21 protein-coding genes are annotated in these 22,698 nt (G+C 56.7%); 5 read left to right on the top strand and 16 right to left on the bottom strand.

Going from position 1 to position 22,698, the window contains the following annotated elements; translation table 11 throughout:
• Positions 1-140: 140 nt before the first annotated feature.
• Together C5F52_RS21620 and C5F52_RS21615 are read left to right on the top strand one after the other, a co-directional pair.
• Entirely contained in the window at positions 141-1,226 is a 1,086-nt protein-coding gene (locus C5F52_RS21620; protein ID WP_104800433.1) for a fatty acid desaturase, read from the top strand.
• A gap of 73 nt (positions 1,227-1,299) precedes the next feature.
• The gene (locus C5F52_RS21615) at positions 1,300-1,671 is read left to right on the top strand and encodes a surface-adhesin E family protein (protein ID WP_104800432.1); all 372 of its coding nucleotides are present in this window, start codon (positions 1,300-1,302) and stop codon (positions 1,669-1,671) included.
• Here C5F52_RS21615 and C5F52_RS21610 read toward each other — a convergent pair whose 3' ends face one another.
• A complete protein-coding gene (locus tag C5F52_RS21610) occupies positions 1,672-2,865 on the bottom strand; it encodes a phosphoglycerate kinase (RefSeq protein ID WP_104800431.1) in 1,194 nt (397 codons plus the stop codon).
• Positions 2,866-2,944: 79 nt separating this feature from the next.
• Positions 2,945-3,694: an SDR family oxidoreductase gene (locus C5F52_RS21605; protein ID WP_104800430.1), complete on the bottom strand. Its 750-nt coding sequence runs from the start codon at positions 3,692-3,694 to the stop codon at positions 2,945-2,947.
• 114 nt (positions 3,695-3,808) lie between these two features.
• Between C5F52_RS21605 and C5F52_RS21600 the strand changes: the two genes are divergently transcribed.
• Positions 3,809-4,195, top strand: a complete 387-nt coding sequence (locus tag C5F52_RS21600) for a hypothetical protein (protein WP_104800429.1) — start codon at positions 3,809-3,811, stop codon at positions 4,193-4,195.
• Here C5F52_RS21600 and C5F52_RS21595 read toward each other — a convergent pair whose 3' ends face one another.
• The 5 genes from C5F52_RS21595 to C5F52_RS21575 are packed head-to-tail and all read right to left on the bottom strand — an operon-like array spanning position 4,196 to position 9,221.
• Positions 4,196-4,546, bottom strand: a complete 351-nt coding sequence (locus C5F52_RS21595) for an AzlD domain-containing protein (RefSeq protein ID WP_236657960.1) — start codon at positions 4,544-4,546, stop codon at positions 4,196-4,198. It lies immediately after the preceding gene.
• Complete coding sequence (locus C5F52_RS21590) at positions 4,543-5,274, bottom strand: AzlC family ABC transporter permease (RefSeq protein WP_104800428.1); 732 nt, start codon at positions 5,272-5,274, stop codon at positions 4,543-4,545. Before C5F52_RS21590 ends, C5F52_RS21595 begins: the two co-directional genes overlap by 4 nt.
• Positions 5,274-6,263, bottom strand: coding sequence for a methionyl-tRNA formyltransferase (gene fmt / locus C5F52_RS21585; protein WP_104800565.1), 990 nt, complete (start codon positions 6,261-6,263; stop codon positions 5,274-5,276). The genes C5F52_RS21590 and fmt overlap by 1 nt, the downstream gene beginning before the upstream one ends.
• A 4-nt stretch (positions 6,264-6,267) precedes the next feature.
• Positions 6,268-6,774: a peptide deformylase gene (gene def, locus C5F52_RS21580; RefSeq protein WP_104800427.1), complete on the bottom strand. Its 507-nt coding sequence runs from the start codon at positions 6,772-6,774 to the stop codon at positions 6,268-6,270.
• A 38-nt stretch (positions 6,775-6,812) separates the two neighbouring features.
• The gene (locus tag C5F52_RS21575) at positions 6,813-9,221 is read right to left on the bottom strand and encodes a penicillin acylase family protein (protein WP_104800426.1); all 2,409 of its coding nucleotides are present in this window, start codon (positions 9,219-9,221) and stop codon (positions 6,813-6,815) included.
• Between the two features lie 119 nt (positions 9,222-9,340).
• Here C5F52_RS21575 and dprA point away from each other — a divergent pair, with 119 nt between their 5' ends.
• Both dprA and C5F52_RS21565 read left to right on the top strand, forming a co-directional pair.
• Complete coding sequence (gene dprA, locus C5F52_RS21570; RefSeq protein ID WP_104800425.1) at positions 9,341-10,504, top strand: DNA-processing protein DprA; 1,164 nt, start codon at positions 9,341-9,343, stop codon at positions 10,502-10,504.
• 60 nt (positions 10,505-10,564) lie between these two features.
• A complete protein-coding gene (locus C5F52_RS21565) occupies positions 10,565-11,047 on the top strand; it encodes a DUF494 domain-containing protein (RefSeq protein ID WP_104800564.1) in 483 nt (160 codons plus the stop codon).
• A gap of 16 nt (positions 11,048-11,063) precedes the next feature.
• Here C5F52_RS21565 and C5F52_RS21560 read toward each other — a convergent pair whose 3' ends face one another.
• From C5F52_RS21560 to C5F52_RS21520, 9 genes are all read right to left on the bottom strand, one after another.
• A complete protein-coding gene (locus tag C5F52_RS21560) occupies positions 11,064-11,984 on the bottom strand; it encodes a branched-chain amino acid ABC transporter permease (protein ID WP_104800563.1) in 921 nt (306 codons plus the stop codon).
• Complete coding sequence (locus tag C5F52_RS21555; RefSeq protein WP_104800424.1) at positions 11,984-12,871, bottom strand: branched-chain amino acid ABC transporter permease; 888 nt, start codon at positions 12,869-12,871, stop codon at positions 11,984-11,986. Before C5F52_RS21555 ends, C5F52_RS21560 begins: the two co-directional genes overlap by 1 nt.
• A gap of 52 nt (positions 12,872-12,923) precedes the next feature.
• Positions 12,924-14,156 carry an ABC transporter substrate-binding protein gene (locus C5F52_RS21550; RefSeq protein WP_104800423.1) on the bottom strand — a complete coding sequence of 411 codons (1,233 nt, stop codon included), beginning with the start codon at positions 14,154-14,156 and terminating at the stop codon, positions 12,924-12,926.
• 24 nt (positions 14,157-14,180) lie between these two features.
• Positions 14,181-14,885, bottom strand: coding sequence for an ABC transporter ATP-binding protein (locus C5F52_RS21545; protein WP_104800422.1), 705 nt, complete (start codon positions 14,883-14,885; stop codon positions 14,181-14,183).
• A complete protein-coding gene (locus C5F52_RS21540) occupies positions 14,882-15,646 on the bottom strand; it encodes an ABC transporter ATP-binding protein (protein ID WP_104800421.1) in 765 nt (254 codons plus the stop codon). Before C5F52_RS21540 ends, C5F52_RS21545 begins: the two co-directional genes overlap by 4 nt.
• A gap of 185 nt (positions 15,647-15,831) precedes the next feature.
• A complete protein-coding gene (gene secF, locus C5F52_RS21535; RefSeq protein WP_104800420.1) occupies positions 15,832-16,785 on the bottom strand; it encodes a protein translocase subunit SecF in 954 nt (317 codons plus the stop codon).
• 12 nt (positions 16,786-16,797) lie between these two features.
• The gene (gene secD / locus C5F52_RS21530; protein ID WP_104800419.1) at positions 16,798-18,651 is read right to left on the bottom strand and encodes a protein translocase subunit SecD; all 1,854 of its coding nucleotides are present in this window, start codon (positions 18,649-18,651) and stop codon (positions 16,798-16,800) included.
• A gap of 28 nt (positions 18,652-18,679) precedes the next feature.
• Positions 18,680-19,009, bottom strand: a complete 330-nt coding sequence (yajC, locus tag C5F52_RS21525; protein WP_104800562.1) for a preprotein translocase subunit YajC — start codon at positions 19,007-19,009, stop codon at positions 18,680-18,682.
• 87 nt (positions 19,010-19,096) lie between these two features.
• Positions 19,097-22,657: an indolepyruvate ferredoxin oxidoreductase family protein gene (locus C5F52_RS21520; RefSeq protein ID WP_104800418.1), complete on the bottom strand. Its 3,561-nt coding sequence runs from the start codon at positions 22,655-22,657 to the stop codon at positions 19,097-19,099.
• Between the last annotated feature and the right edge of the window lie 41 nt (positions 22,658-22,698).

Here is a 22,698-nt window from a genome sequence, read left to right as displayed (position 1 = left end):
TCTTTTTGTCTCTTTTTAACCGATGGCCTTGACCCACCAACGGGTAAACACCCTCTTTTTTGGCGTATGCAGCGATAATGGCGTGAACAGTTGATGCAAATCAGTGCGCATCTTCGCAGGCCACCTAAGATTCAATTCCTATGACCACACATATCCAACCGATCCTTCCCGGCGAACCCATGCCACACCGCAAAGTCATGCGCGAGTGGCTGATTCCTTTGGCTGAGCGCACCACAGCGCTGGCTATTGTCATGCTCGTCGTCGACTACGTGCTGTGGGCAGCACTGTTGACAGGCACCGTGTACTTTGACGCATGGTGGGCCAAGCTTCTGTGCGGCTGCGTCGCAGGCTTTGTGATTGGCCGCTTGTTCATCTTGGGCCACGATGCTTGCCACCAAAGCCTCACACCGCACCGCAACCTCAACAAGTGGTTGGGCCGCATTGCTTTCTTGCCCTCGTTGACCGCCTACAGCTTGTGGGACATCGGCCACAACGTGGTGCACCACGGTTACACCAACCTCAAAAACTTCGACTTCGTGTGGGCCCCTTACACCCCCGAAGAGTTTGAAGCGCTGAGCCCCATGCAAAAGCTCAAAGACCGCGTGTACCGCAGCGGCTGGGCACCTGGCCTGTACTACATGATCGAAATCTGGTGGAACAAGATGGTGTTCCCCAACGAAAAGAACATGCCTACACGCCGCCCTATCTTCACAAAAGACTGCTGGCTCATCACTGGCTTTGGCGCTGCTTGGGTGGCTGTCATGGCTTGGGCCGCAGTGGCCACAGGCCAAACCATTGGCTACATCTTACTGATGGGCGTGATCATTCCATTCTTCTTCTGGGTGACCATGATTGGTTTCGTGGTGTACGTGCACCACACCCATGTGGACGTGTCTTGGCACGAGGAGCGCACCGGCTGGTCAAAGGCTTCGCCTTTTGTGTCGACCACCGTGCACTTGACCTTCCCATTCAACATCGGCGCGCTGATGCACCACATCATGGAGCACACCGCGCACCACTTGGACATGAGCATTCCTCTGTACAAGTTGAAGCAAGCGCAAAGCAAACTCGAAGAGTTGCTGCCAGAACGCATCATCGTTCAGCCTTTCTCTTGGAGCTGGTATGTGCAAACCGCCCGCGACTGCAAGCTGTATGACTTCAAAACGGACAGCTGGATGACATACGAAGGCAAGGTCACAAGCCCTCGTGCCATGAAAGCAGCCTAATCGCCATCGCCAGATTCAAAGCCCCGCAAGTTCACACGAATTTGCGGGGCTTTTTCTTGTACGCTTCTCACCCATGAAACTCATCGTTTTGCTTTTGTTGGCCGTTGCCTCTGCAGCGTCTCACGCCATGTGGGTGACGGTCACGCGCAATGAAGTGGCCACCGTCTACATCGACTCCAGCGCCATCAGCAAGCTGGGTTACAACCGCCGTGTTTGGGTGGTGTACGACCTGACGAGCCCTGATAAAACAGGCCAGCAATCGGTCAAGTCCAACATCGACTACGACTGCACCGAAGGCAAGTACAAAACCCTCAGCGCCACCAGCCATCCCAACAAGATGGGCAACGGCCCTGCCATCAAGTCACTCCCTGTTCCCGAGGGATGGCGCCCTGTGAGCCAAGACAGCATGAGCCGGCAGTTGTTTTCGTTTGCTTGTGCTTGGTAATTAACCCGCAGCGCGCTTGGTCAAAATTTCAAACGCTGGCAAGGTCTTGCCTTCCAGCACTTCCAAGAAAGCGCCGCCGCCGGTAGAGATGTAGCCCACTTGTTTTTCGATGCCGTACTTGGCAATGGCAGCCAAGGTGTCGCCGCCACCTGCGATGCTGAACGCGCTCGATTCGGCAATGGCGTGCGCAATGGTCTTCGTGCCGTTCCCAAACGCGGCAAATTCAAACACACCCACAGGGCCGTTCCACACAATCGTGCCGGCCTTCATCAGCTGCTCGGCCAACTTGGTGGCGGTCTCTGGGCCGATGTCCAAAATCATGTCGTCGTCGGCCACGTCGGTGGCTTTCTTGACGGTGGCCACTGCATCAGCGGCAAAGGTCTTAGCGGTCACCACGTCGGTGGGGATTGGCACCTCTGCGCCGCGTGCTTTCATGATGTCGATCACAGCTTTGGCCTCATTCACCAAATCGTGCTCGGCCAAGCTCTTGCCGATGTTCAAGCCAGCGGCCAGCATGAAGGTGTTGGCAATGCCACCACCCACGATGAGCTGGTCCACGTTGTTAGCCAAGCTCTTGAGGATGGTCAGCTTGGTGGACACCTTGCTGCCCGCCACGATGGCGGCCAATGGGCGTTTGGGGTTGGCCAAGGCTTTGGTGATGGCGTCAATCTCAGCCGCTAACAGGGGGCCTGCACAGGCCACGGGCGCGTATTGCGCGATGCCGTAGGTGGTGCCTTCGGCGCGGTGCGATGTACCAAACGCATCGTGCACAAAAATGTCGCACAGCGCACCCAGCTTGCGGGCCAATTCGTCGTTGTTCTTTTTCTCGCCTTTGTTCACGCGGCAGTTTTCGAGCAGCACCACTTGGCCTGGTTCGACCTTCACGCCGTCCACCCAATTAGCCACCAGCGGCACATCGCGGCCAAGCAACTCGCCCAAGCGCTTGGCCACAGGAGCCAATGAATCTTCGGGCTTGAACTCGCCTTCGATGGGGCGGCCCAAGTGGGACGTGACCATCACAGCCGCACCGGCCTTGAGCGCCATTTCGATCGCGGGCACAGAGGCGCGCACGCGGGTGTCTTCGGTGATGTTGCCTGCGTCATCTTGCGGCACGTTGAGGTCGGCGCGGATGAAAACACGTTTGCCTTTGGCCGAGCCGTTGGCGCACAAATCAGAGAAGCGAATGACGTTCATGGATGTAAGCGGAAAAGTTAAAAACTACCGCTATTCTAAAAGTTCAGCCTTGCGCCAAATTGGCGGCCAACTGAGTGGTTTAACCGCGCCCCACAAACGGCATCTTGGTCGCCATGACCGTCATAAACAGCACATTGGCGGTCAGCGGCAAACGCGCCATGGCCATGAAGGTGTCGGTCACGCCTTGCATGTCCATGCGAGCTTCGGGCTTCACAGTGCCGTCGGCCTGCAAAGCGCCAGCAGCAAACTTCTCGGTCATGTCGCTGGCCACGTTGCCAATGTCAATCTGGCCCACCGCAATGTCAAACGCGCGGCCATCCAACGACGCAGCTTTGGTCATGCCCGTGATGGCGTGCTTGGTGGCCGTGTAGGCGATAGAACCTGGACGCGGTGCATGTGCAGAAATCGACCCGTTGTTGATGATGCGACCGCCCTGTGGGCTCTGATCTTTCATCAACTTGAACGCGTGCGAGAGGCAATAAAACGCGCCATTGAAATTCACGTCTACCGACCTACGCCAGTCTTCACCCGTCAAATCGCCGGGCATGGTGGCGGGCAAGAAGATGCCCGCGTTGTTAAACAACAAATCCAAGCGGCCGTAGTTCACGCGCACCTGCTCAAACAGTTTGGCCACATCGTCCTCGTTGCTCACGTCGCAGGGCACAGCCAGCGCATTGCCTGCATTCGCGCCCGCCGCTTGCACGGTGGCTTGCAACGCGTCCGCACGACGCCCCACCAACACCACTTTCCAACCTTCGGTCAACAACGCCAATGCGCATGCTTTGCCAATGCCAGAACTGGCGCCTGTGACGATTGCTACTTTGCTCATGGGGATGCTCCTGTGTAATGCCTTGATTGTGAACAAGCTGGCGTCTAACTCAAGCATTCATTGTCTCGTGCGCGAAAGACACGCATTGCCGGCGGCGCGCTAAAGTAGCGCCCTATGAATCCAATTTTTAACAAAGTCATCCTCTTCACCGACACCGACGGCTTCGCACGCTTCCGCGAAGAAACGGTGGAACTCACCGAAGGCAAACCACAAGCGCGGTTGTCGCCTCTCATGGCCAGCGGCGGTATGCAGCTGCGCCGCAGCCCTGTGGGGTTTCGCAGCGACTTTCATTGCACCGACAACCCGCAATGGTTGTTTGTGTTGGAAGGTCAGATGGAAATCTTTTTGCAGGACGGCACGTCACGCGTCTTTGGCCCGGGCGAACACTTTTACTCAGCCGATGTGTTGCCTGCAGGCGTTACGTTTGATGCCAAGGTGCACGGCCACTGGAGCCGCCAAGTGGGGCCTGACGAACTCGTCACACTTTTTGTGCGCGGCTAATTACCAGCCAAGCCCCAAGTGCAAGGGCAAGTAAACGCCCATACCCAACACGATGGTCAGCAACACATTGCGCTTGGCAAAGTAAACCGCTACACCCACCGCTGCGGCAAAGATACGGGCGTCTTGCCAAGTGGCAATCAACTCGCCTTGCGTCATCACAATCTCGGGCACCACCACCGCCGACAAGGCAGCAATGGGTGCGTATTGCAAACCACGTTGCGCCCAGTGGGGCAAGTGCCATTCGGTGTTGCTTAAAAAGAAAAAGCTGCGCGTGACTACGGTGATGATGGCCAGGCCCACGATGACCCACAAGGTCCATGCGTCGGTCACGTTCAAGTCGGTGCTGCTCATGTCAGCCTCTCTTTCGCGGCCTTGAGCTGCTCGGCCATCAAGCATGCGAACACCGCCATGAGAATGGCCAACACGATGTTGAGTTTCAAAGGCAAGGCATACGCCAGCACCGCCGCGATGCCAGCGACGATGGCCGACAACACGCGCAAACGCGAGCTAGCCAATGAGCATTGAATGCCCAACAAACACAAAATGCCCGCAAAGCCCAAGCCCCATGACGTGGGAATGGCGTTGGCCAAAGCAATGCCCAACAAACTGCACGAAATCCAACTGGTCCAGTTGGCAAAACTCAAACCGGCCAAGTAGGCTTCTTGCGTGTGGCGCAGTTCGTCAGTGTTGGCAGGGTGCGCGAAACGACGGGTGAACAACACATAGGTGGGGTCTGTGTTGAAGTAGCCCGTCACGATGCGCGGCCACCGCGGCAAATGCATGAGGTAGCCACGCATGTGCAAGCTGAACACCACAAAGCGCAAATTCACACAAAAGCCCGCAGCCAGCACCACCCATGCAGGCGCACCTGCCACGATGAGTGGCGTAGCCGCCAATTGCGAGCTACCGGCGTACACGATCAGCGTCATGAATACGGCTTCAAACACGCTCATGCCCGACTTGACCAAAGCCACGCCCGTCATCAATGCCCACGCAATTTGCCCGAAGGCTTGTGGCGCGAGGTCACGCACGCCGAGTTTGAACTCAGGGTGTTGGTAGAGTTTGCGTTGCCAAAACATCAGACAACTTTGTGAGCCGCGTGAGGCTCAAAACATTGGCCAGCGGTGATCGGGAAGCCACGCAAAAAGTCGGCGGCGTTCAGACGTTTACCGCCTGCGCGTTGCAGCTCGGTGATGCACAACACGCCTTCGCCGCAGGCCACGCGCACGCCGTGCTCGTCAGCGCTCAGCACGGTGCCTGCTGGCTTATGGTGTGCGGTGCCTTCCACTGTGGCGCGCCACAGTTTGATAACGTCTGCACCCAGCTGCGCTGATGCGGCGGGAAATGGGTTGAACGCACGCACGCGTCGGCCAATCGTCTCGGCGGACTGTTGCCAATCCACCGCGGCTTCGGCCTTTTCAATTTTGTGGGCGTAGGTGATGCCAGCCTCGGGCTGCTTGCGCGGCTGCAACTTGCCCGCTTGTGCATCGGCCAACGCACGCACCACCAAAGCGCCGCCCATGTCAGCCAAGCGGTCGTGCAGGCTGGCGGTGGTGTCGTCTGCGGCGATGTCGAGCACGTCGGTCAGCAGCATGTCGCCGGTGTCTAAGCCTGCGTCCATTTGCATGATGACCACGCCGGTTTGCGCATCCCCCGCCTCAATGGCGCGGTGAATCGGCGCAGCACCGCGCCAGCGTGGCAAGAGCGATGCATGAATGTTCAGGCAGCCCAAGCGCGGCGCATCCAAGGTCCACTGCGGCAGGATGAGACCATAGGCGGCCACCACCATCACGTCGGCCTTATGTTTCGAAATAGCTTCGGCAATTGCTGCTTGTGCAGCGGCTGCATCGTCTGGGTATTTGCCGTCTAGGCGTAGGCTCAAGGGTTGCGCCACAGGGATGTTGTGTTGCACAGCCAATTGCTTGACGGCAGAGGCTTGCAGTTTCATGCCGCGACCGGCAGGGCGGTCGGGCTGGGTCAGCACCAAGGGCACGGTGTGGCCAGCGGCCAAAATTTTGGCCAAGGCCTCAGCCGCAAATTCAGGCGTACCGGCAAAGATGACGCGCAACGAATCACTCATCGTCACGCAAAGCTTTGAGCAATTTGGTTTTGATGCGATTGCGCTTCAAAGGCGATAGGTATTCCACAAACACTTTGCCCATCAAATGGTCGAGTTCGTGCTGAATGCACACGGCCAGCAAACCTTCGGCTTCGATGGTGCGTTCTTTGCCATGCTCGTCGAGGGCTTTCACCTTCACATGCGTGGCGCGCTCCACGCCGTCGTAAATACCGGGCACCGACAAGCAGCCTTCGTCACCTTTGACGCGCTCGTCACCCATCCAAGTAATTTCAGGGTTGATGAGCACCATGGCTTCGTTGCGCTCTTCAGAGGTGTCAATCACCACCAAGCGCTCGTGCACATCCACTTGTGTGGCGGCTAGGCCGATGCCATTGGCGTCGTACATGGTTTCCAGCATGTCGGCAATCAAGGTCTTGATGCGCGCGTCAATCTCTTTGACGGGCTTGGCGACGGTGTGGAGCTTGGGGTCGGGGAATCGGAGGATGTCTAACTTGGGCATAGCAATATTGTCTCCGGTTCTTGTACCCATTTCCGCGACTAAGGATTCAACACCAGCTCATGCACCCACGCATCGGGCTTGCTACGCAGAGGGCGGTATTTGCCTGTGACCCATTCTTTTTTCATGTTGCTGTAGTTGTCCGACCAGACCAAGCCGCTTTGGCCGGTTTGGTAAATGAACTGCGATTGCTCCAGGTCTGACAGGTCGTACACCACACGCAGTGATGCCGCATGGCGATTGGCAAAAGGCAGGTACTTTTCATTCGCCCAATACTGGCCCACGTTGACGGTGAACATGTCGCCATCCGAAGGCACACGCACGCTGAACACATCGCGCAATACGGGCACTTGGCCAAAGGGCTTGTGTGTGCTGAGTGCCACATGCTCGTCACCCCAATCCCAGCGGGCGGGGGTATTGCCTTGCTTCGCGGCAATTCGGTCCAGCGCACGGTCTAGGGCGGCGGTGGATTGCTCGGCGCATGTCTTGGGCGCGCACCAAGGGCTATTGGGTTGTTGCATGACTTTTTCCAGCAACAACCTGAAGTGGCGTTTGCCGTATTGCGCTTTGAACACATCGGCACCCAGCTTTGGCTCGATCAAACCACGCGTGAGTTCATCGGCCCACACCGCAAAGACAAGTGGTGCGGCTTGGTCTGCATCCATGCGGCCATCAAAACCATCTAAGGTTTGCTTCGCTTTCGCGGCCAATGGGTGTTGCGATGGGGTGGCTTTGAGCACAGGCAACAAGGTCAATGTGGACAAGGACACGGTGTCGTTTTGCAACGCCTGCATGTCTTTGAAGCTGTGTTTGGGCTTGGCTTTGAGCACTTGTTCAATGCGGTCAAAGCGATGCGGCGTGTTCCAGTCTTGACCCAAGTAGTGGGGATAGTTAGGCGGCGTGATGCGCTGGTTGGCCGTGGCGACCCAACCTTTTTTGCCGTCATCGGCAGGCATGTCGGCATAAGCCACCCAGTCCATCCAGTCGTAACGCGCATCCCAACCCGGGGCGGGGGCCACGCCACGAATGTCGTTGGCAGCGCTGCGCACGGGCACGCGACCTGCGGCCTTGTAGGCGATGTGGCCTTGGGTGTCCGCCATGACGATGTTGTGGGTGGGCGAGTGGTTGTCGCCATACGCCTTCAACAAGTCAGCCACGCTTTTGGCTTGTTGCGCTTTGAGGCCGCCCACCAAGGTGCGGTTGTCGGCATCCAAAGCACTCCAGCGCAAGGCCAACACAAAGCGGGACACATCGATCACTTCTGCGTGTGAGGCTTGTGCATCGCTAATCACAGGGCCATGACGTGTGCTGCGCACCACATGGGTCACAGCGGGTTTGCCTTTGACGGCGATGGTCTCGGTGCGTGTGTCAAACGCTTGCCAACCCGTGGGGGTTTTGTAGCGCGCGGGGTTGTTTGGGTCGATGTGTTCCAAATACAAATCTTGCACATCCGGCCCAGTGTTGGTGAAGCCCCAAGCCACATGCGCGTTGCGGCCCAGCACCACGAAAGGCAAGCCGGGCAAACTGGCACCAATCACATCGGTATCGGGGGTTTGCAAATGGGCGTAGTACCAAATGGCCGGCGCGCTCAAGGCCAAGTGCGGATCGTTGGCCAACAGCGGTTTGCCTGTGGTGGTGTGTGAGCCAGCCACCACCCAGTTGTTGCTGCCACGGCCTTCGTTAAACCCAGGCTCGCCAATGACAGGCAATGAAAACGACGTTTGCAAGGCTGCGTCATTTTTGTACACGCCCAAGTCACGGTAGAGCTTGGCGAGGTCCACGGCAGAAGCGGGCTTCTCGCCGGGATAAGGCGGGTACAGGTCCCACAACTGTTCGGTGCTCAACTTGCGCGCGGCCACCAGACGCGCAAACTCGTTCCCCCAGTTGCCTCCCAAATCCAGCGCCATGACCAACGACCACGCCACGCTGTCGACCGGTTGCCACGCCACGCCTTTGTCACCACCCGGCTGCGTGCGCAGCAGCGCAAATTCAGGTGGCAATCCTTGTGGGCGGTTGGCATGAAACGCGTTGATGCCATCGCTATAGGCCTGCAAGTGTTCACGCACATCAACAGGCAACAGGTCGAGCTGCTTTTGCGCCACGTGCATCAAACCCAAAGTGCGCATGAGCTTATCGGTGGGCAGCGTGGCTTCGCCCAAAATTTCTGACAGCTCACCGTGCATCACACGGCGGTTGAACTCCAACTGCCAACTGCGGTCTTGCGCATGCGCAAAGCCCAAAGCAAACGCGGCATCGCGGTTGCTTTGCGCCAAGATGTGCACCACATCGGCCGCATCGCGCTTGATGTTGACCGACGCTTTCAAGCCTTCGCTTCTGAGTTGCCCGTCATACATCGGCTGGGTATGGAACACCCACAGCCCCAAACCTGCTGCAAGCGACAGCACCAGCCAAAACACGGCTTTGAACATTCGATGGAGCCAGCGGGTCATACGCATCCTTTGCTTGTCATGGTTGGACTTTAAAGCACTTGAGAAGTTTTCGACTGCTGGCCGTGCACGCCAGCGACACCCGTTCTGACAATGAATTCTTCATTCAGTAGGAGGGGCACATGGACAAAGACGAGTTACGCGCATGGCTGCGCTTGAGCATGACCGACGGCGTGGGCAACGATGCCGCACGCCAACTGCTGGCTTGCTTTGGCAGCCCGCAAGCGGTGTTTGAACAAACCGAAACCGCGTTGCGCCAAGTGGCCACGCCGAAGCAAGCGCAAGCCTTGTTGACGGTGCCCAACGAATTGGCTGTGCAATGCGTGCGCACCCATCAGTGGCTGATGCACCAACCCGACACATACACCCACGCGCTGTGGACCTTGGGCGATATGCACTACCCACCCGAACTGCTGCAACTGGCAGACCCACCGCTGATGCTTTATGTGGCAGGCCAAACCCAGCGCACCTTGGGCAACGCCGTGGCCATTGTGGGTAGTCGAAATCCCACACCGCAAGGCGCACAAACGGCAGAGCAGTTTGGCGAAGCACTCAGCGCAGCGGGCTTGTGTGTGGTGTCGGGTTTGGCGCTCGGGGTGGACGGCGCCGCGCATCAAGGGGCATTGCGTGGTGGCGAAGTTCGCGATGGTGGATCCGCACACACACAGCATTGGCACACCGTGGCCGTCGTGGGTACGGGCCTAGACCGCGTGTACCCGCGTCAACACCAAACACTGGCGAATGAGATTGCACGCAACGGTTTGGTCATCAGCGAATACTTGTTGGGCACTGCACCGCTCGCGCACAATTTTCCCAAGCGCAATCGTCTGATTGCAGCACTGGGCCTCGGCACCTTGGTGGTGGAGGCCGCGTTGAAATCGGGTTCGCTCATCACCGCCAAGATGGCACTCGACCTCAACCGCGATGTGTTGGCCATTCCGGGTTCTATCCATGCGACGCAATCACACGGTTGCCATGCGCTGATTCGCCAAGGGGCGAAGTTGGTAGAGAACGCACACGACGTGTTGGAGGAGTTGCAACTTGCACCGCAACAACAAGTGAATCTATTTGCCCAAGCATTGGGGGCAGACGATGACACCACCTCTGACCCTGCAGAACATCCACTGCTCACTCACATGGGCTATGGGCCCGTGAGCTTGGATGCCTTGCAAACGCGCAGTGGGCAAGACACCGCCACGCTGCAAGCGCAATTGCTCACGCTAGAGTTAGACGGTGCAATAGGTCGATTGCCTGGTGGTTTGTTTCAACGTTTGGCCATGACCTGATCAGGGTGAACACCGATGTTTGTGGGCAAGACAGAAACAAAAAACAGGTATATTGGTTTCATGTTTGAAGTGCTTGTATTCGTCTATGAAAACTATTGGCGAGGCGATGCGTGTCCCGAGCTAGAGCAGCTCGGCCGCAAACTCAACGCCGTAGGTTTTAACTTAGAAGACATCCAACAAGCTTTGTCATGGCTCGACGAGCTGAACTTGGCGTCGCACAAAACTGAGCTGATTGACATCAGCCAATCTGCACGCGAACACCACACCGAATCCGCCCACAGCATGCGCGTGTACTCGGTGGCCGAGCAAGACCACTTGGGCGCCGAGTGCTTGGGCTTCATCAATTTCCTCGAATCGTCCGATGTGCTGTCGCCTCACATGCGCGAAATCGTGTTGGACCGCGCCATGGCCATCCCGGGTCATCCCATGGACTTGGACGACCTGAAAATCATTGTGCTGATGGTGTACTGGAGCATCGGGCTAGAGCCTGATGCGCTGGTGTTGGATGAGCTGTGCGACGACGCAGATCGCGTCGCACACTGATCCGTATCTGGGCTACTTAGCCCTTCTTGCCGCCAAAGCGGTGCTCAATCTCACCCACGATGCCGCGACGGAACACCAACACACAGGTGACAAAGGTGCAACCCATGATGATGGTGACCCACGAGCCGAGGCTGGCCAAATAATTTTCCATCGTGATGATGATGGCCGCGCCCACAGATGGCCCAATCATGGTGCCCATGCCGCCCAGCAATGTCATCAACACCACTTCGCCCGACATTTGCCAGCCCACATCGGTCAACGTGGCCAAGCCAAATGCAATGGCTTTGGTGGCGCCCGCCAAACCAGCCAAACCCGCAGACAACACAAACGCCACCAATTTGTAGTGGTCCACGTTGTAGCCCAAAGACAAAGCACGTGGCTCGTTCTCGCGCACTGACTTCAACACTTGCCCAAAGGGCGAATGCACCACGCGATAGATCAACGCAAAGGCCGCCACAAAAATGGCCAGCACCACGTAGTACATGCTGGTGTCGCTGCTCAAATCAAACACACCAAACAACTTGCCGCGTGGAATGCTTTGAATGCCGTCTTCTGCATACGTGAACGGCGACTGAACGCACAAGAAGTAAATCATTTGCGCCAATGCCAAGGTCACCATCGCAAAATAAATACCTTGCCTGCGCACCGCCAACCAACCTGTGAACAAACCAATGCATGCTGCACTCAAGGTACCGGCCAACACGGCGAGCTCAGGCGTCATGCCCCACACTTTGGCGGCATGGCCCGACACATAGGCCGCAAAACCAAAAAACATGGCGTGACCAAACGACAGCAAACCCGTGAAACCAATCAACAAGTTAAAGGCGCTCGCAAACAAAGCAAAGCACAGCACCTTCATCAAGAACATGGGGTAGCCCACAAACGGCGCGACCAAAAGGGCCAACAGCAGGCCGCCGTAAATCAAACGTTTGCTCATCATTTCTCCCGCCCGAACAAACCTGCTGGTCGGATCAACAACACAATCGCCATGATGACAAACACCACAGTCGTCGACGCTTCTGCAAAAAACACTTTGGTCAGGCCTTCAACCAGGCCCAGCCCCAAGCCGGTGACGATGGCGCCCAAGATAGAACCCATGCCGCCAATCACCACCACGGCAAACACCACGATGATGATGTTGGAACCCATCAACGGGCTCACTTGGTAAATCGGTGCGGCCATCACACCTGCCAAACCAGCCAAGCCCACACCAAAGGCATAGGTCAAGGTGACCATCAGGGGCACGTTGATGCCAAAGGCTTTGACCATATTGGGGTTTTCTGTGCCCGCACGCAGGTAAGCACCGAGCTTGGTTTTTTCAATCACGTACCAAGTCGCAAAACACACAACGATGGACACCACAATCACCCACACGCGGTACTTGGGCAACATCATGAAACCCAAATCAAACACGCCACGGAAGACATCTGGCAACTCATAAGGCAAGCCTGATGAGCCATAAAACTCGCGGAAGATACCTTCCAGAATGAGCGCCAAACCAAAGGTCAACAGCAAGCCATACAAATGGTCGAGCTGATGCAGCCAACGCAGCATGGTTTTTTCAATCACCACGCCAATCAGTGCCACACCGATAGGCGCAATGACCAAGGCCATCCAGTAATTGATGCCCGCATAGTTGAGCAGCATCCACGCAAAGAAAGCGCCCGCCATGTAAAGCGCACCATGCGCAAAGTTGACGATGTTGAGCATGCCGAAAATCACGGCCAACCCCAACGACAAGATGGCATAGAAAGAGCCATTCACCAAGCCAAGCATGAGTTGCCCCATCAACGCTTGTATGGGCACGCCAAAAATTTCAGTCATACATCCGATTCAATGAAACGGACCGCATCATGCGGCCCGTCGTGTCAACACATTACTTCTTCACAAATGCAGGGCAGCGGCTTTGGGCCAATGGCTGGAATGCATCTTCACCCTTGATGGTGCCTTTGAGGTTGTAGTAGTCCCATGCGCCTTTTGATTCAGAAGGCTTCTTCACTTGGAACAAATACATGTCGTGCACCATGCGGCCATCAGGACGCAACTTGCCGTTCTTGGCAAACATGTCATTGATAGGCGTCTCTTGCATCTTCTTCATCACGGCAGCGGTGTCGTCGGTGCCAGCAGCTTGCACAGCCTTCAAATAATGCATGGTCGATGAGTACACAGACGCATGGTTAGAGTTGGGCTTTTTCTTCATCACAGCTTCGTACTTTTGCGTCCAGGCACGTGTCTCTGGGTTCAAGTCCCAGTACCAACCTTCGGTCAGGTACAAGCCTTGCGCGGTGTTCAAGCCAATGGCGTGCACGTCCGTGATCAACATCAACAAAGCCGCCAAGTTTTGCTTCTTGGTCAAACCAAATTCAGCCGCCGCTTTGATGCTATTGACCGTGTCGCCACCGGCGTTGGCCAAGCCCACCACTTTGGCGCCTGAGCTTTGCGCTTGCAACAAGAAGGAAGAGAAGTCACCCGTAGACAGTGGGTGGCGCACAGCGCCCTTCACCGTGCCGCCTGCGGCCTTCACCACATCGCCCGTGTCTTTTTCGAGCGAGTGACCGAAGGCGTAGTCAGCCGTCAAGAAGAACCAGCTGTCGCCGCCGTCTTTCACAATCGCTTTGCCCACCACATTGCTCAACGCAATGGTGTCCATCAAGTAATGCACGCCCGTGCCTGGTGCGCAATCTTCGTTGGTCATACGGGCAGTGGCCGCGCCAGTGACGATGGTGATTTTGTTTTTCTCTTTGCCCAAGGCTTGCACGGTCAGTGCCACGGCCGAGTTCAAGTTCTCTACTGTCATGTCCACGCCATCGCGGTCAAACCATTGTTGGGTGACGTTCTTGGCAATGTCGGGTTTGTTTTGATGGTCGGCATTCACCACTTCGATGGGCTTGCCAAACATCTTGCCGCCGAAGTCTTGCACCGCCATCTTGGCGGCGGCCACAGCACCAGGGCCGCCGTAGTCGGCGTACACGCCCGACATGTCGGTCAACACGCCAATCTTCACGCTGTCGCCAGACAGTTTGCCCTGCGCCAAAGCACTGGTGGATACGCCTGCCAAAAAGACAGCAGTTGCGGCAGCGATAGCCGAGGTCACGAAAGTACGCTTCATAGTTTGCTCCTGTTGAAAAAGGGCTTAGACGCCCAGATACTCGTTCAGCATTTGCGCTTTGTTATCGAGCTCATCTTTGTGGACTGTGGCCACGATCTGGCCATGCTCCATCACGTAGTGCCGATCTGCCAACGGCGCAGCGAATCGGAAGTTTTGTTCGACCAAGATGATGGTCAGCCCCTTGGCCTTGAGTTGGCGAATCACGCGACCCAGTGTTTGCACAATCACAGGCGCCAGACCTTCGGTGATTTCGTCGAGCAACAAAATACGTGCGCCTGAACGCAGGATGCGCGCCATGGCCAGCATCTGTTGCTCACCACCTGACAAGCGCGTGCCTTGGCTATTTCGACGCTCTTTGAGGTTGGGAAACATCTCGTAAATTTCTTCCACCGACATGCCGCCCGGCCCAATCTTGGGCGGCAACATCAGATTTTCTTCGCAGCTCAGGCTGGAAAAAATGCCGCGCTCTTCTGGGCAATACCCCAAACCCAAGCGAGCAATTTGGTTGGTCTGCATGCCAATCGTTTCCACGCCATCAATTTGTACGGACCCCGTGCGTCGACCGGTCAAACCCAAAATAGACTTCATGGTGGTCGAGCGACCCGCACCATTGCGGCCCAGCAAGGTGATGAGTTCACCTTCGTGAATTTCAAAATTCACGCCATGCAAGATGTGCGATTCGCCGTACCAAGAATCAAGTCCCGCGACTTTTAAGAGGGGCTTGCTCATGCAGCCTCCTCGACAGTGCCCACATAGGCTTCAAGCACGCGCGGGTCTTTGGACACTTGGGCGTAAGGGCCTTCAGCCAACACAGAGCCGCGTGCCAACACCGTGATGGTGTCTGACAAGTCAGCAATCACGTTCATGTTGTGTTCCACCATCAGCACCGTGCGGTTGGCAGACACCTTGCGAATCAAATCCACCACACGGCTCACGTCTTCGTGGCCCATGCCTTGAGTGGGTTCGTCCAACAACATCAGCTCAGGGTCGAGCGCCAAGGTGGTGGCAATTTCAAGGGCCCGTTTACGGCCATAGGGCAGTTGCACCGTTTCGGTTTGCGCAAAGCTGGCCAAATCCACCTGCTCTAGCAAGTGCATGGCTTGCTCATTCAAGGTGTTGAGGCTGGACTCAGGTTTCCAAAAATGAAAGCTCGTGCCGAGTTTGCGTTGCAAACCAATGCGCACGTTTTCTAAAACACTCAGGTGTGGAAACACAGCGGAAATTTGAAACGAACGCACCATGCCCATGCGCGCCACTTCAGCGGCTTTGAGGGCCGTGATGTCTTGACCGTTGTAAATGATCTGACCAGAGCTCACCGGTAAAAACTTGGTGAGCAAATTGAAGACGGTGGTTTTACCCGCACCGTTAGGGCCAATCAGAGCGTGAATCGAGCCACGTTTGATTTGCAAATTCACGCCATCCACAGCGATGAAGCCTTTGAATTCGCGTGTGAGTTGCTTGGTTTCTAGGATGAAGTCGTTGCGTGTCAAACCTGATGCCTTCGATGGAAGTCCGTGTGTCTAGGACGCGGATGCTAAGCATCGGCAGTGGTCGTCGCAAAGGGGTAAACCCTTTTTCAAGTCACCTGCAAGACAAAGAGTGGTCTGACCACTCAGCCAAGCGGGCACAAAAAAGCCGGTTCGCAAACCGGCTTTTCCATTGACGGCAAGTGGTTTTAAACCACAGCGCCCGAGTTCTCGTCATCCGGGTCACCCGCCACTTTGGCCGTGTGTTTGATCAGGTCTTCACGGCGAATGCCCAACCACATGGCGATGGCTGCCGCCACGAACACGGATGAGTAAATACCAAACAAGATGCCAATGGTCAGCGCCAGCGCAAAGTAGTGCAGGGTTGCGCCACCAAACAACAACATGGACAACACCATGAGCTGTGTACAGCCGTGGGTGATGATGGTACGGCTGATGGTGGACGTGATGGCGTTGTCGATGATCTCAACTGTGTCCATCTTGCGAAAGCGACGGAAATTTTCACGGATACGGTCAAAGATCACGACCGATTCGTTGACGGAGTAACCCAACACCGCCAGCACCGCAGCCAACACAGGCAGCGAGAACTCCCACTGGAAGAACGCGAAGAAGCCCAAGATGATGACCACGTCATGCAAGTTCGCAATGATGGCCGCCACAGCAAACTTCCATTCGAAGCGCATGGCCAAATAAATCATGATGCCCACCACCACAAAGGCCAGGGCCTTGAGGCCGTCAGCAGCCAACTCATCGCCCACTTGCGGGCCGACAAACTCGGTGCGGCGCAGCTGCACATTGGCGTCGCTGGCTTTGAGTGCGGTCAGCACTTGCTCGCTTTGTTGAGCCGAGCTTTGACCTTTGACGGCTGGCATGCGAATCATCACATCACGCGCCGTGCCAAAGTTTTGTACTTGCACATCGGTCAAGCCGAGCTTGGCGATTTGGTCACGCACGGCATTGAGGTCAGCCGGTTGGCTGTAGCTGACTTCCATCAGCGTGCCGCCCGTGAATTCGACCGACAAATGCAAACCACGGCTGAACAAGAAGAACACCGCAGCCACAAACGTGATGAACGAGATGGCGTTGAACGCCACCGCGTGCTTCATGAACGGGATGTCTTTTTTAATCTTAAAAAATTCCACGATGACTTCCTTTTAAGCGCGCCAAACAGTGCCAATAGACACGCTTTGCAATTTCTTCTTGCGGCCATACCAAAGGTTGACCAAACCGCGCGAGAAGAACACCGCAGAGAACATGCTGGTCAAAATGCCCAAGCAATGCACCACGGCAAAGCCGCGCACAGGTCCAGAGCCAAAGGCCAATAAGGCCAAGCCCGCAATCAGGGTGGTGACGTTGGAGTCAAGGATGGTGGCCCACGCGCGGTCGTAACCGGCATGGATAGCCGACTGTGCGGATGCACCATTGCGCAGCTCTTCGCGCACACGCTCATTGATCAGCACGTTGGCGTCAATCGCCATACCCAACACCAAGGCCATCGCAGCCATGCCAGGCAGCGTGAGCGTGGCTTGCAACATAGAGAGCACCGCCACCAAGAGCAACAAGTTCACCGCCAAAGCCACGCTAGAGAACACTCCGAACAACATGTAATAAATACACATGAAGGCGGTCACGGCGACAAAGCCCCAAGTGACGGAGTCAAAACCTTTGGCAATGTTTTCAGCACCAAGGCTTGGGCCAATGGTGCGTTCTTCAATGATTTCCATGGGCGCTGCCAGCGATCCAGCGCGCAACAACAACGCGGTGTCATTGGCTTCCACGGTGCTCATGCGGCCAGAGATTTGCACACGGCCACCGCCGATTTCGCTGCGAATCACAGGCGCGGTGACGACTTCGCCCTTGCCTTTTTCAAACAGCAAGATGGCCATGCGTTTGCCCACGCTCTCACGCGTCACGTCTTTGAAGATGCGTGCACCTTTGGCGTCGAGCGTCAGATGCACGGCTGCTTCTTGGTTCTGTGTGTCAAAGCCCGGTTGCGCATCGGTGAGGTTCTCACCCGTCAAAATGACTTGCTTTTTCACAATCACGGCTTGGCCGTTGCGATCCATGAAGCGCTCAGTGCCAAAAGGCACGGGGCCGTTGCCAAACTCTGCACTGCGGGCTTCGGCGCTGTCGTCCACCATGCGGATTTCCAGCGTGGCAGTGCGACCCAAAATGTCTTTGGCTTTGGCGGTGTCTTGCACGCCTGGCAGTTGCACCACGATGCGGTCTGTGCCTTGCTGTTGAATCACAGGCTCAGCCACGCCCAACTCGTTGATACGGTTGTGCAAGGTGGTGATGTTTTGCTTGATGGCTTGCTCTTGCACGCGCTTGGCGGCCACAGGGTTGATCACCGCAGTGAGCTTGAAGTCTGCGCCATCGGGGGCGCTTGTGGTTTGCAAATCCAAGAACTGGTCTTGAATCACACGTTGTGCGGCTTCGAGGGTTTCCATGTCACGGAAACGAATCTCGATGGTTTGGTTGTTACGGCTGATGCCGCTGTGGCGCACGTTCTTTTCGCGCAAGCCGGTGCGAATGTCGCCGGCTAAGGACTCAGCCTTTTTGGTCAGCGCCGCAGGCATGTCGACTTGCAACATGAAGTGCACGCCACCGCGCAAGTCCAAGCCCAAATACATGGGCGCTGCGTTGAGCGAAGTCAGCCATGCGGGTGAGCGGGCCAACAAATTGAGCGCCACGACATACGACGCATCGTTCGCATCAGGCACCAAGGCTTGCTGTATTGCGTCCTTGGCTTTGAGTTGTTTGTCAGTGCTGTCAAAGCGCACTTTGAGCGAGCCGTTGTCCAAGGTCACCACATCGGGCGCGAGGCTGACAGCGGCCAAGGCCGCTTGCACGCGCTCTTGCACAGCGAGGTCAACTTTGACGGACGACTTGGCGGCAGACACCTGCACCGCAGGCGCTTCGCCAAAAAAGTTAGGCAGCGTGTAGATGCTGCCAACCAACAAAGCGATCACGATGATCGCGTACTTCCAAAGGGGGTAACGGTTCATGATCGCTTCGTCGTCTCGTGGCTGATATTTACAGAGTGCCTTTTGGCAAAACTTGCACCACGGCTTGGCGTTGCAATTGCACTTCCACGCCAGCAGCGATTTCGATCGTCACGGTGGCATCCGCCAACTTGGTCACCTTGCCGAGCAAGCCGCCAGCTGTGGCGATTTCGTCGCCTTTGGCGATGGCTTCGATCATGGCTTTGTGTTCTTTTTGACGCTTCATTTGTGGACGAATCATCACGAAATACAAGACCACAAACATCAACACCAAAGGCAACATGCCTTGCAAAGAAGTCATGAGGTCACCACCTGCAGCAGCGGCAGGTGCGGTTTGGGCAAAAGCAGAAGAAATCAACACGGTCAAACTCCAATTTGAGGGACGACTGCCAGAGCACAAAACGCCCCAGCAGACCAACCGCGGATTGTATGCGGCTGGCTCAGTGCCTCAGTTCAGGGCAGACCACTGCGCTTTCAAGCCATCCCACTTTTGACGCGCCGCCGCCAAGTGGCGCGCTTTGACGTGGCCAAAGCCTTTGATTTGTTCAGGTATTCGCGCCATCTCCACCGCCAAGGCGTGGTTGCCGGCGTTGAGCTGCCCCAGCATGGTGTCAACGCTGCTTTGGTATTGAGCGATCAAGGCGCGCTCGATGCGACGCTCTTCGGGGTACCCAAACACATCCAACGCCGTGCCTCTGAGCCACTTGAAATGCTTGAGCACCTTGAAACCCGTGAGCATGAGCGGGCCAAACTTTTGCTTTTGCAACTCGCCTTTGCCATTCGTCTTGGCAATCAAGGGCGGGGCCAAGTGGTAGTTGAGCGTGTAGTTGCCTTCAAACATGCCTTCGATCTTTTGCAAGAAGGCTGTGTCGGTGTGCAAGCGCGCCACTTCGTACTCGTCTTTGTAGGCCATGAGCTTGAACAGGTTGCGTGCCACGGCTTCGGTCAGTGTGGTTTTGTGCAACGCAGCCTCTACTGTGCGCACGCGCTCCACCACGGCACGGTAGCGATTGGCATAGGCTGCGCTCTGGTAGTCAGTCAGAAAATCTGCGCGTTTCGCAATGAGCGCATCCAAGCCTTCGGGCTTGTGGAACTGCACCACTTGCGCGGGAGCCAACAAGGCCTGCACGGCTTCCCAATGCTCAGCGCAGTGACGGCCCCATTCAAACGCCGCTTTGTTTTGCGCCACCGCCATGTCGTTGAGTTCCATCGCACGCATTAAGGCCTCCAGCCCCAAGGGCACCCAACCCTTTTGCCAAGCAAAGCCCAAGACCATGGGGTTCACAAAAATGCTGTCGCCCAGCACTTGTGTGGCCACACGGTCGGCATCAAAGGCGCTCACGCCGTCAGCGCCCACGGTGTGCACGATTTCAGCCACACACGCTTCGCCTGGGTTTTCCCAGTTGGCGTTGCGCACAAAGGCTGCGGTAGGTGCGCTGTGTGCGTTGAGCGCCACATGCGTGCGACCGGCGCGCATGCGTTGCAAGGTTTCCTTGCCCGCCACCACGATGGGATCACAACCAATGATGAGGTCTGCCGCGGCAAGACCCACACGCGTGGTGCGAATGTCGTCTGGGTGGTTGGCAATGAGCACATGGCTCCACGTCGCACCGCCTTTTTGTGCCAGGCCTGCAGCGTCTTGCGTGACCACGCCTTTGCCTTCGATGTGCGCAGCCATACCCAACAACTGGCCAATGGTGATGACACCCGTGCCACCCACACCCGCCACCACCATGCCCCACGCGTGTGTGGCATCAGGCAATGTGGGTTCAGGCAAGGCCAATGCGGGCAACGCCATACGCGACACGCCTTTGGCTTTTTTCTTCAGGCTGCCGCCCTCCACCGTCACAAAGCTCGGGCAAAAACCTTTGACGCAACTGATGTCTTTGTTGCAGGTGCTTTGGTTGATGGTGCGTTTGCGACCGAACTCGGTCTCAATCGGCTCCACGCTCATGCAGTTGCTTTGCACGCCGCAGTCGCCACAGCCTTCGCACACCAAGTCGTTGATCAACACACGCACCGCAGGGTCGGCCATGGTGCCGCGTTTGCGGCGACGGCGTTTTTCGGTGGCACAAGTTTGGTCATAGATGATGACGGTGCAGCCCAAGATTCCCCGCATCTCGCGTTGGATGCGGTCTAGCTCGTCGCGGTGGAACACGGCAACACCTTCGACCAAACCGACACCTTCGTATTTCTCGGGCTCATCCGTCACCACCGTGATCCGTTGCGCACCTTCGGCTTTCATGCTTTGGGCGATTTGCAAAACACTGTGCCCCTCGGGGCGCTCGCCTACGCGCTGCCCGCCCGTCATCGCCACTGCATCGTTGTAGAGCAACTTGTAGGTGATGTTCACACCCGCCGCAATGCTTTGGCGAATCGCCAAGATGCCGCTGTGAAAGTAAGTGCCGTCGCCCAAGTTGGCGAAGATGTGCTGGTCGTTCACAAACGGTTGTTGCCCCACCCAAGGCACGCCTTCCCCGCCCATTTGCGTAAAACCATGCGTGTCGCGGTCCATCCACAACACCATGAAGTGGCAACCAATGCCGGCCATGGCGCGTGAACCCTCGGGCACCTTGGTCGAGGTGTTGTGCGGGCAGCCCGAACAGAACCACGGCATGCGGTCGGCCTTCAAAGTCACCGCAGTCATGGCTTGTTCTTTGGCTGTGATGATGGCCAGCTGCGCGTTGATGCGCGCGGTGGTGTCGGCATCCACACCGAGCTTCAAGACGCGTTGTGCAATCGCCTTCGCAATGAGCGCAGGATTCAGGTCCGCGTTCGCGCGCAACAAAGTATTGGCGCTGGGGTTGGGCATGGACCATTCGCCACCGCCGCCGCCAAAGGGGCCTTGCTCTGCATCGCCTTCGATCTCATTGAACTTGCCCAACACATTGGGGCGGACATCGGCACGCCAGTTGTACAGCTCTTCTTTGAGTTGGTACTCAATAACTTGGCGCTTTTCTTCAATCACCAGAATTTCTTGCAGACCCTTGGCAAACTCACGCGTGAGCTGCGCATCCAACGGCCACACTACGGCCACTTTGTGCAAACGAATACCCAAGCGGCGGCAGGTGTCATCGTCCAACCCCAAGTCAAGCAGCGCTTGCCGCGTGTCGTTGTAGGCCTTGCCACTGGTGATCAACCCTAAGCGGTCGTTCGGGCCTTCGATGACGTTGTGGTTCAAACGGTTGGCGCGCACATACGCAAGGGCTGCGTACCACTTGTAGTCAAACAAACGCGCCTCTTGTTCCAACGCGGTGTCGGGCCAACGGATGTGCAGGCCGCCTGCAGGCATTTCAAACTCTGGAATGACAATGTTCACGCGCTGTGGATCAATCACCGCAGTGGAGCTGGACTCCACAATTTCTTGAATCGTCTTCATACCCGACCACACACCGCTGAAGCGGCTCATGGCGATGGCATGCAAACCCAAATCCAAAATTTCTTGCACGTTGCTGGGGAAGAACACGGGCGTGCCGCAGGCCTTGAAAATGTGATCGCTTTGATGCACCGCAGTTGAGCTTTTGGCCACATGGTCATCGCCCGCCACAGCCAGCACGCCGCCCCAGGGTGTGGTGCCCGCCATGTTGGCGTGCTTGAACACATCGGAGCAGCGGTCCACGCCCGGGCCCTTGCCATACCAAATGCCAAACACGCCATCAAACTTGTTGCTGCCGGGCGGCGCAAAGCCCAGTTGCTGCGTGCCCCACAGCGCAGTGGCGGCTAGCTCTTCATTCACACCGGGTTGGAAGACGATGTTTTGCGCTTCTAAATACGGCTTAGCTTTCCACAACGACTGGTCATACGTGCCAAGTGGTGACCCGCGATAGCCGCTGATGAAGCCTGCGGTGTTTTTGCCTTGCAAGGCATCGCGTTGGCGCTGCAGCATGGGCAGCTTGACCAAGGCTTGCACGCCGCTCATGAAAGCACGGCCCACATCGAGGCTGTATTTGTCGTCCAGCGTCACCGTATCAAGGGCGCGGCGAATATGCTCGGGCAAGGGTGCATTCATCGGTGTCTCCGTTTGTTTTGTGTTTGAAACAAAGTGTAGGG

This window comes from Limnohabitans sp. TS-CS-82 (genome assembly GCF_002943475.1).
Note: the sequence above shows the minus strand (reverse complement) of the source record. Positions and strands in the feature narration are given on the sequence as shown.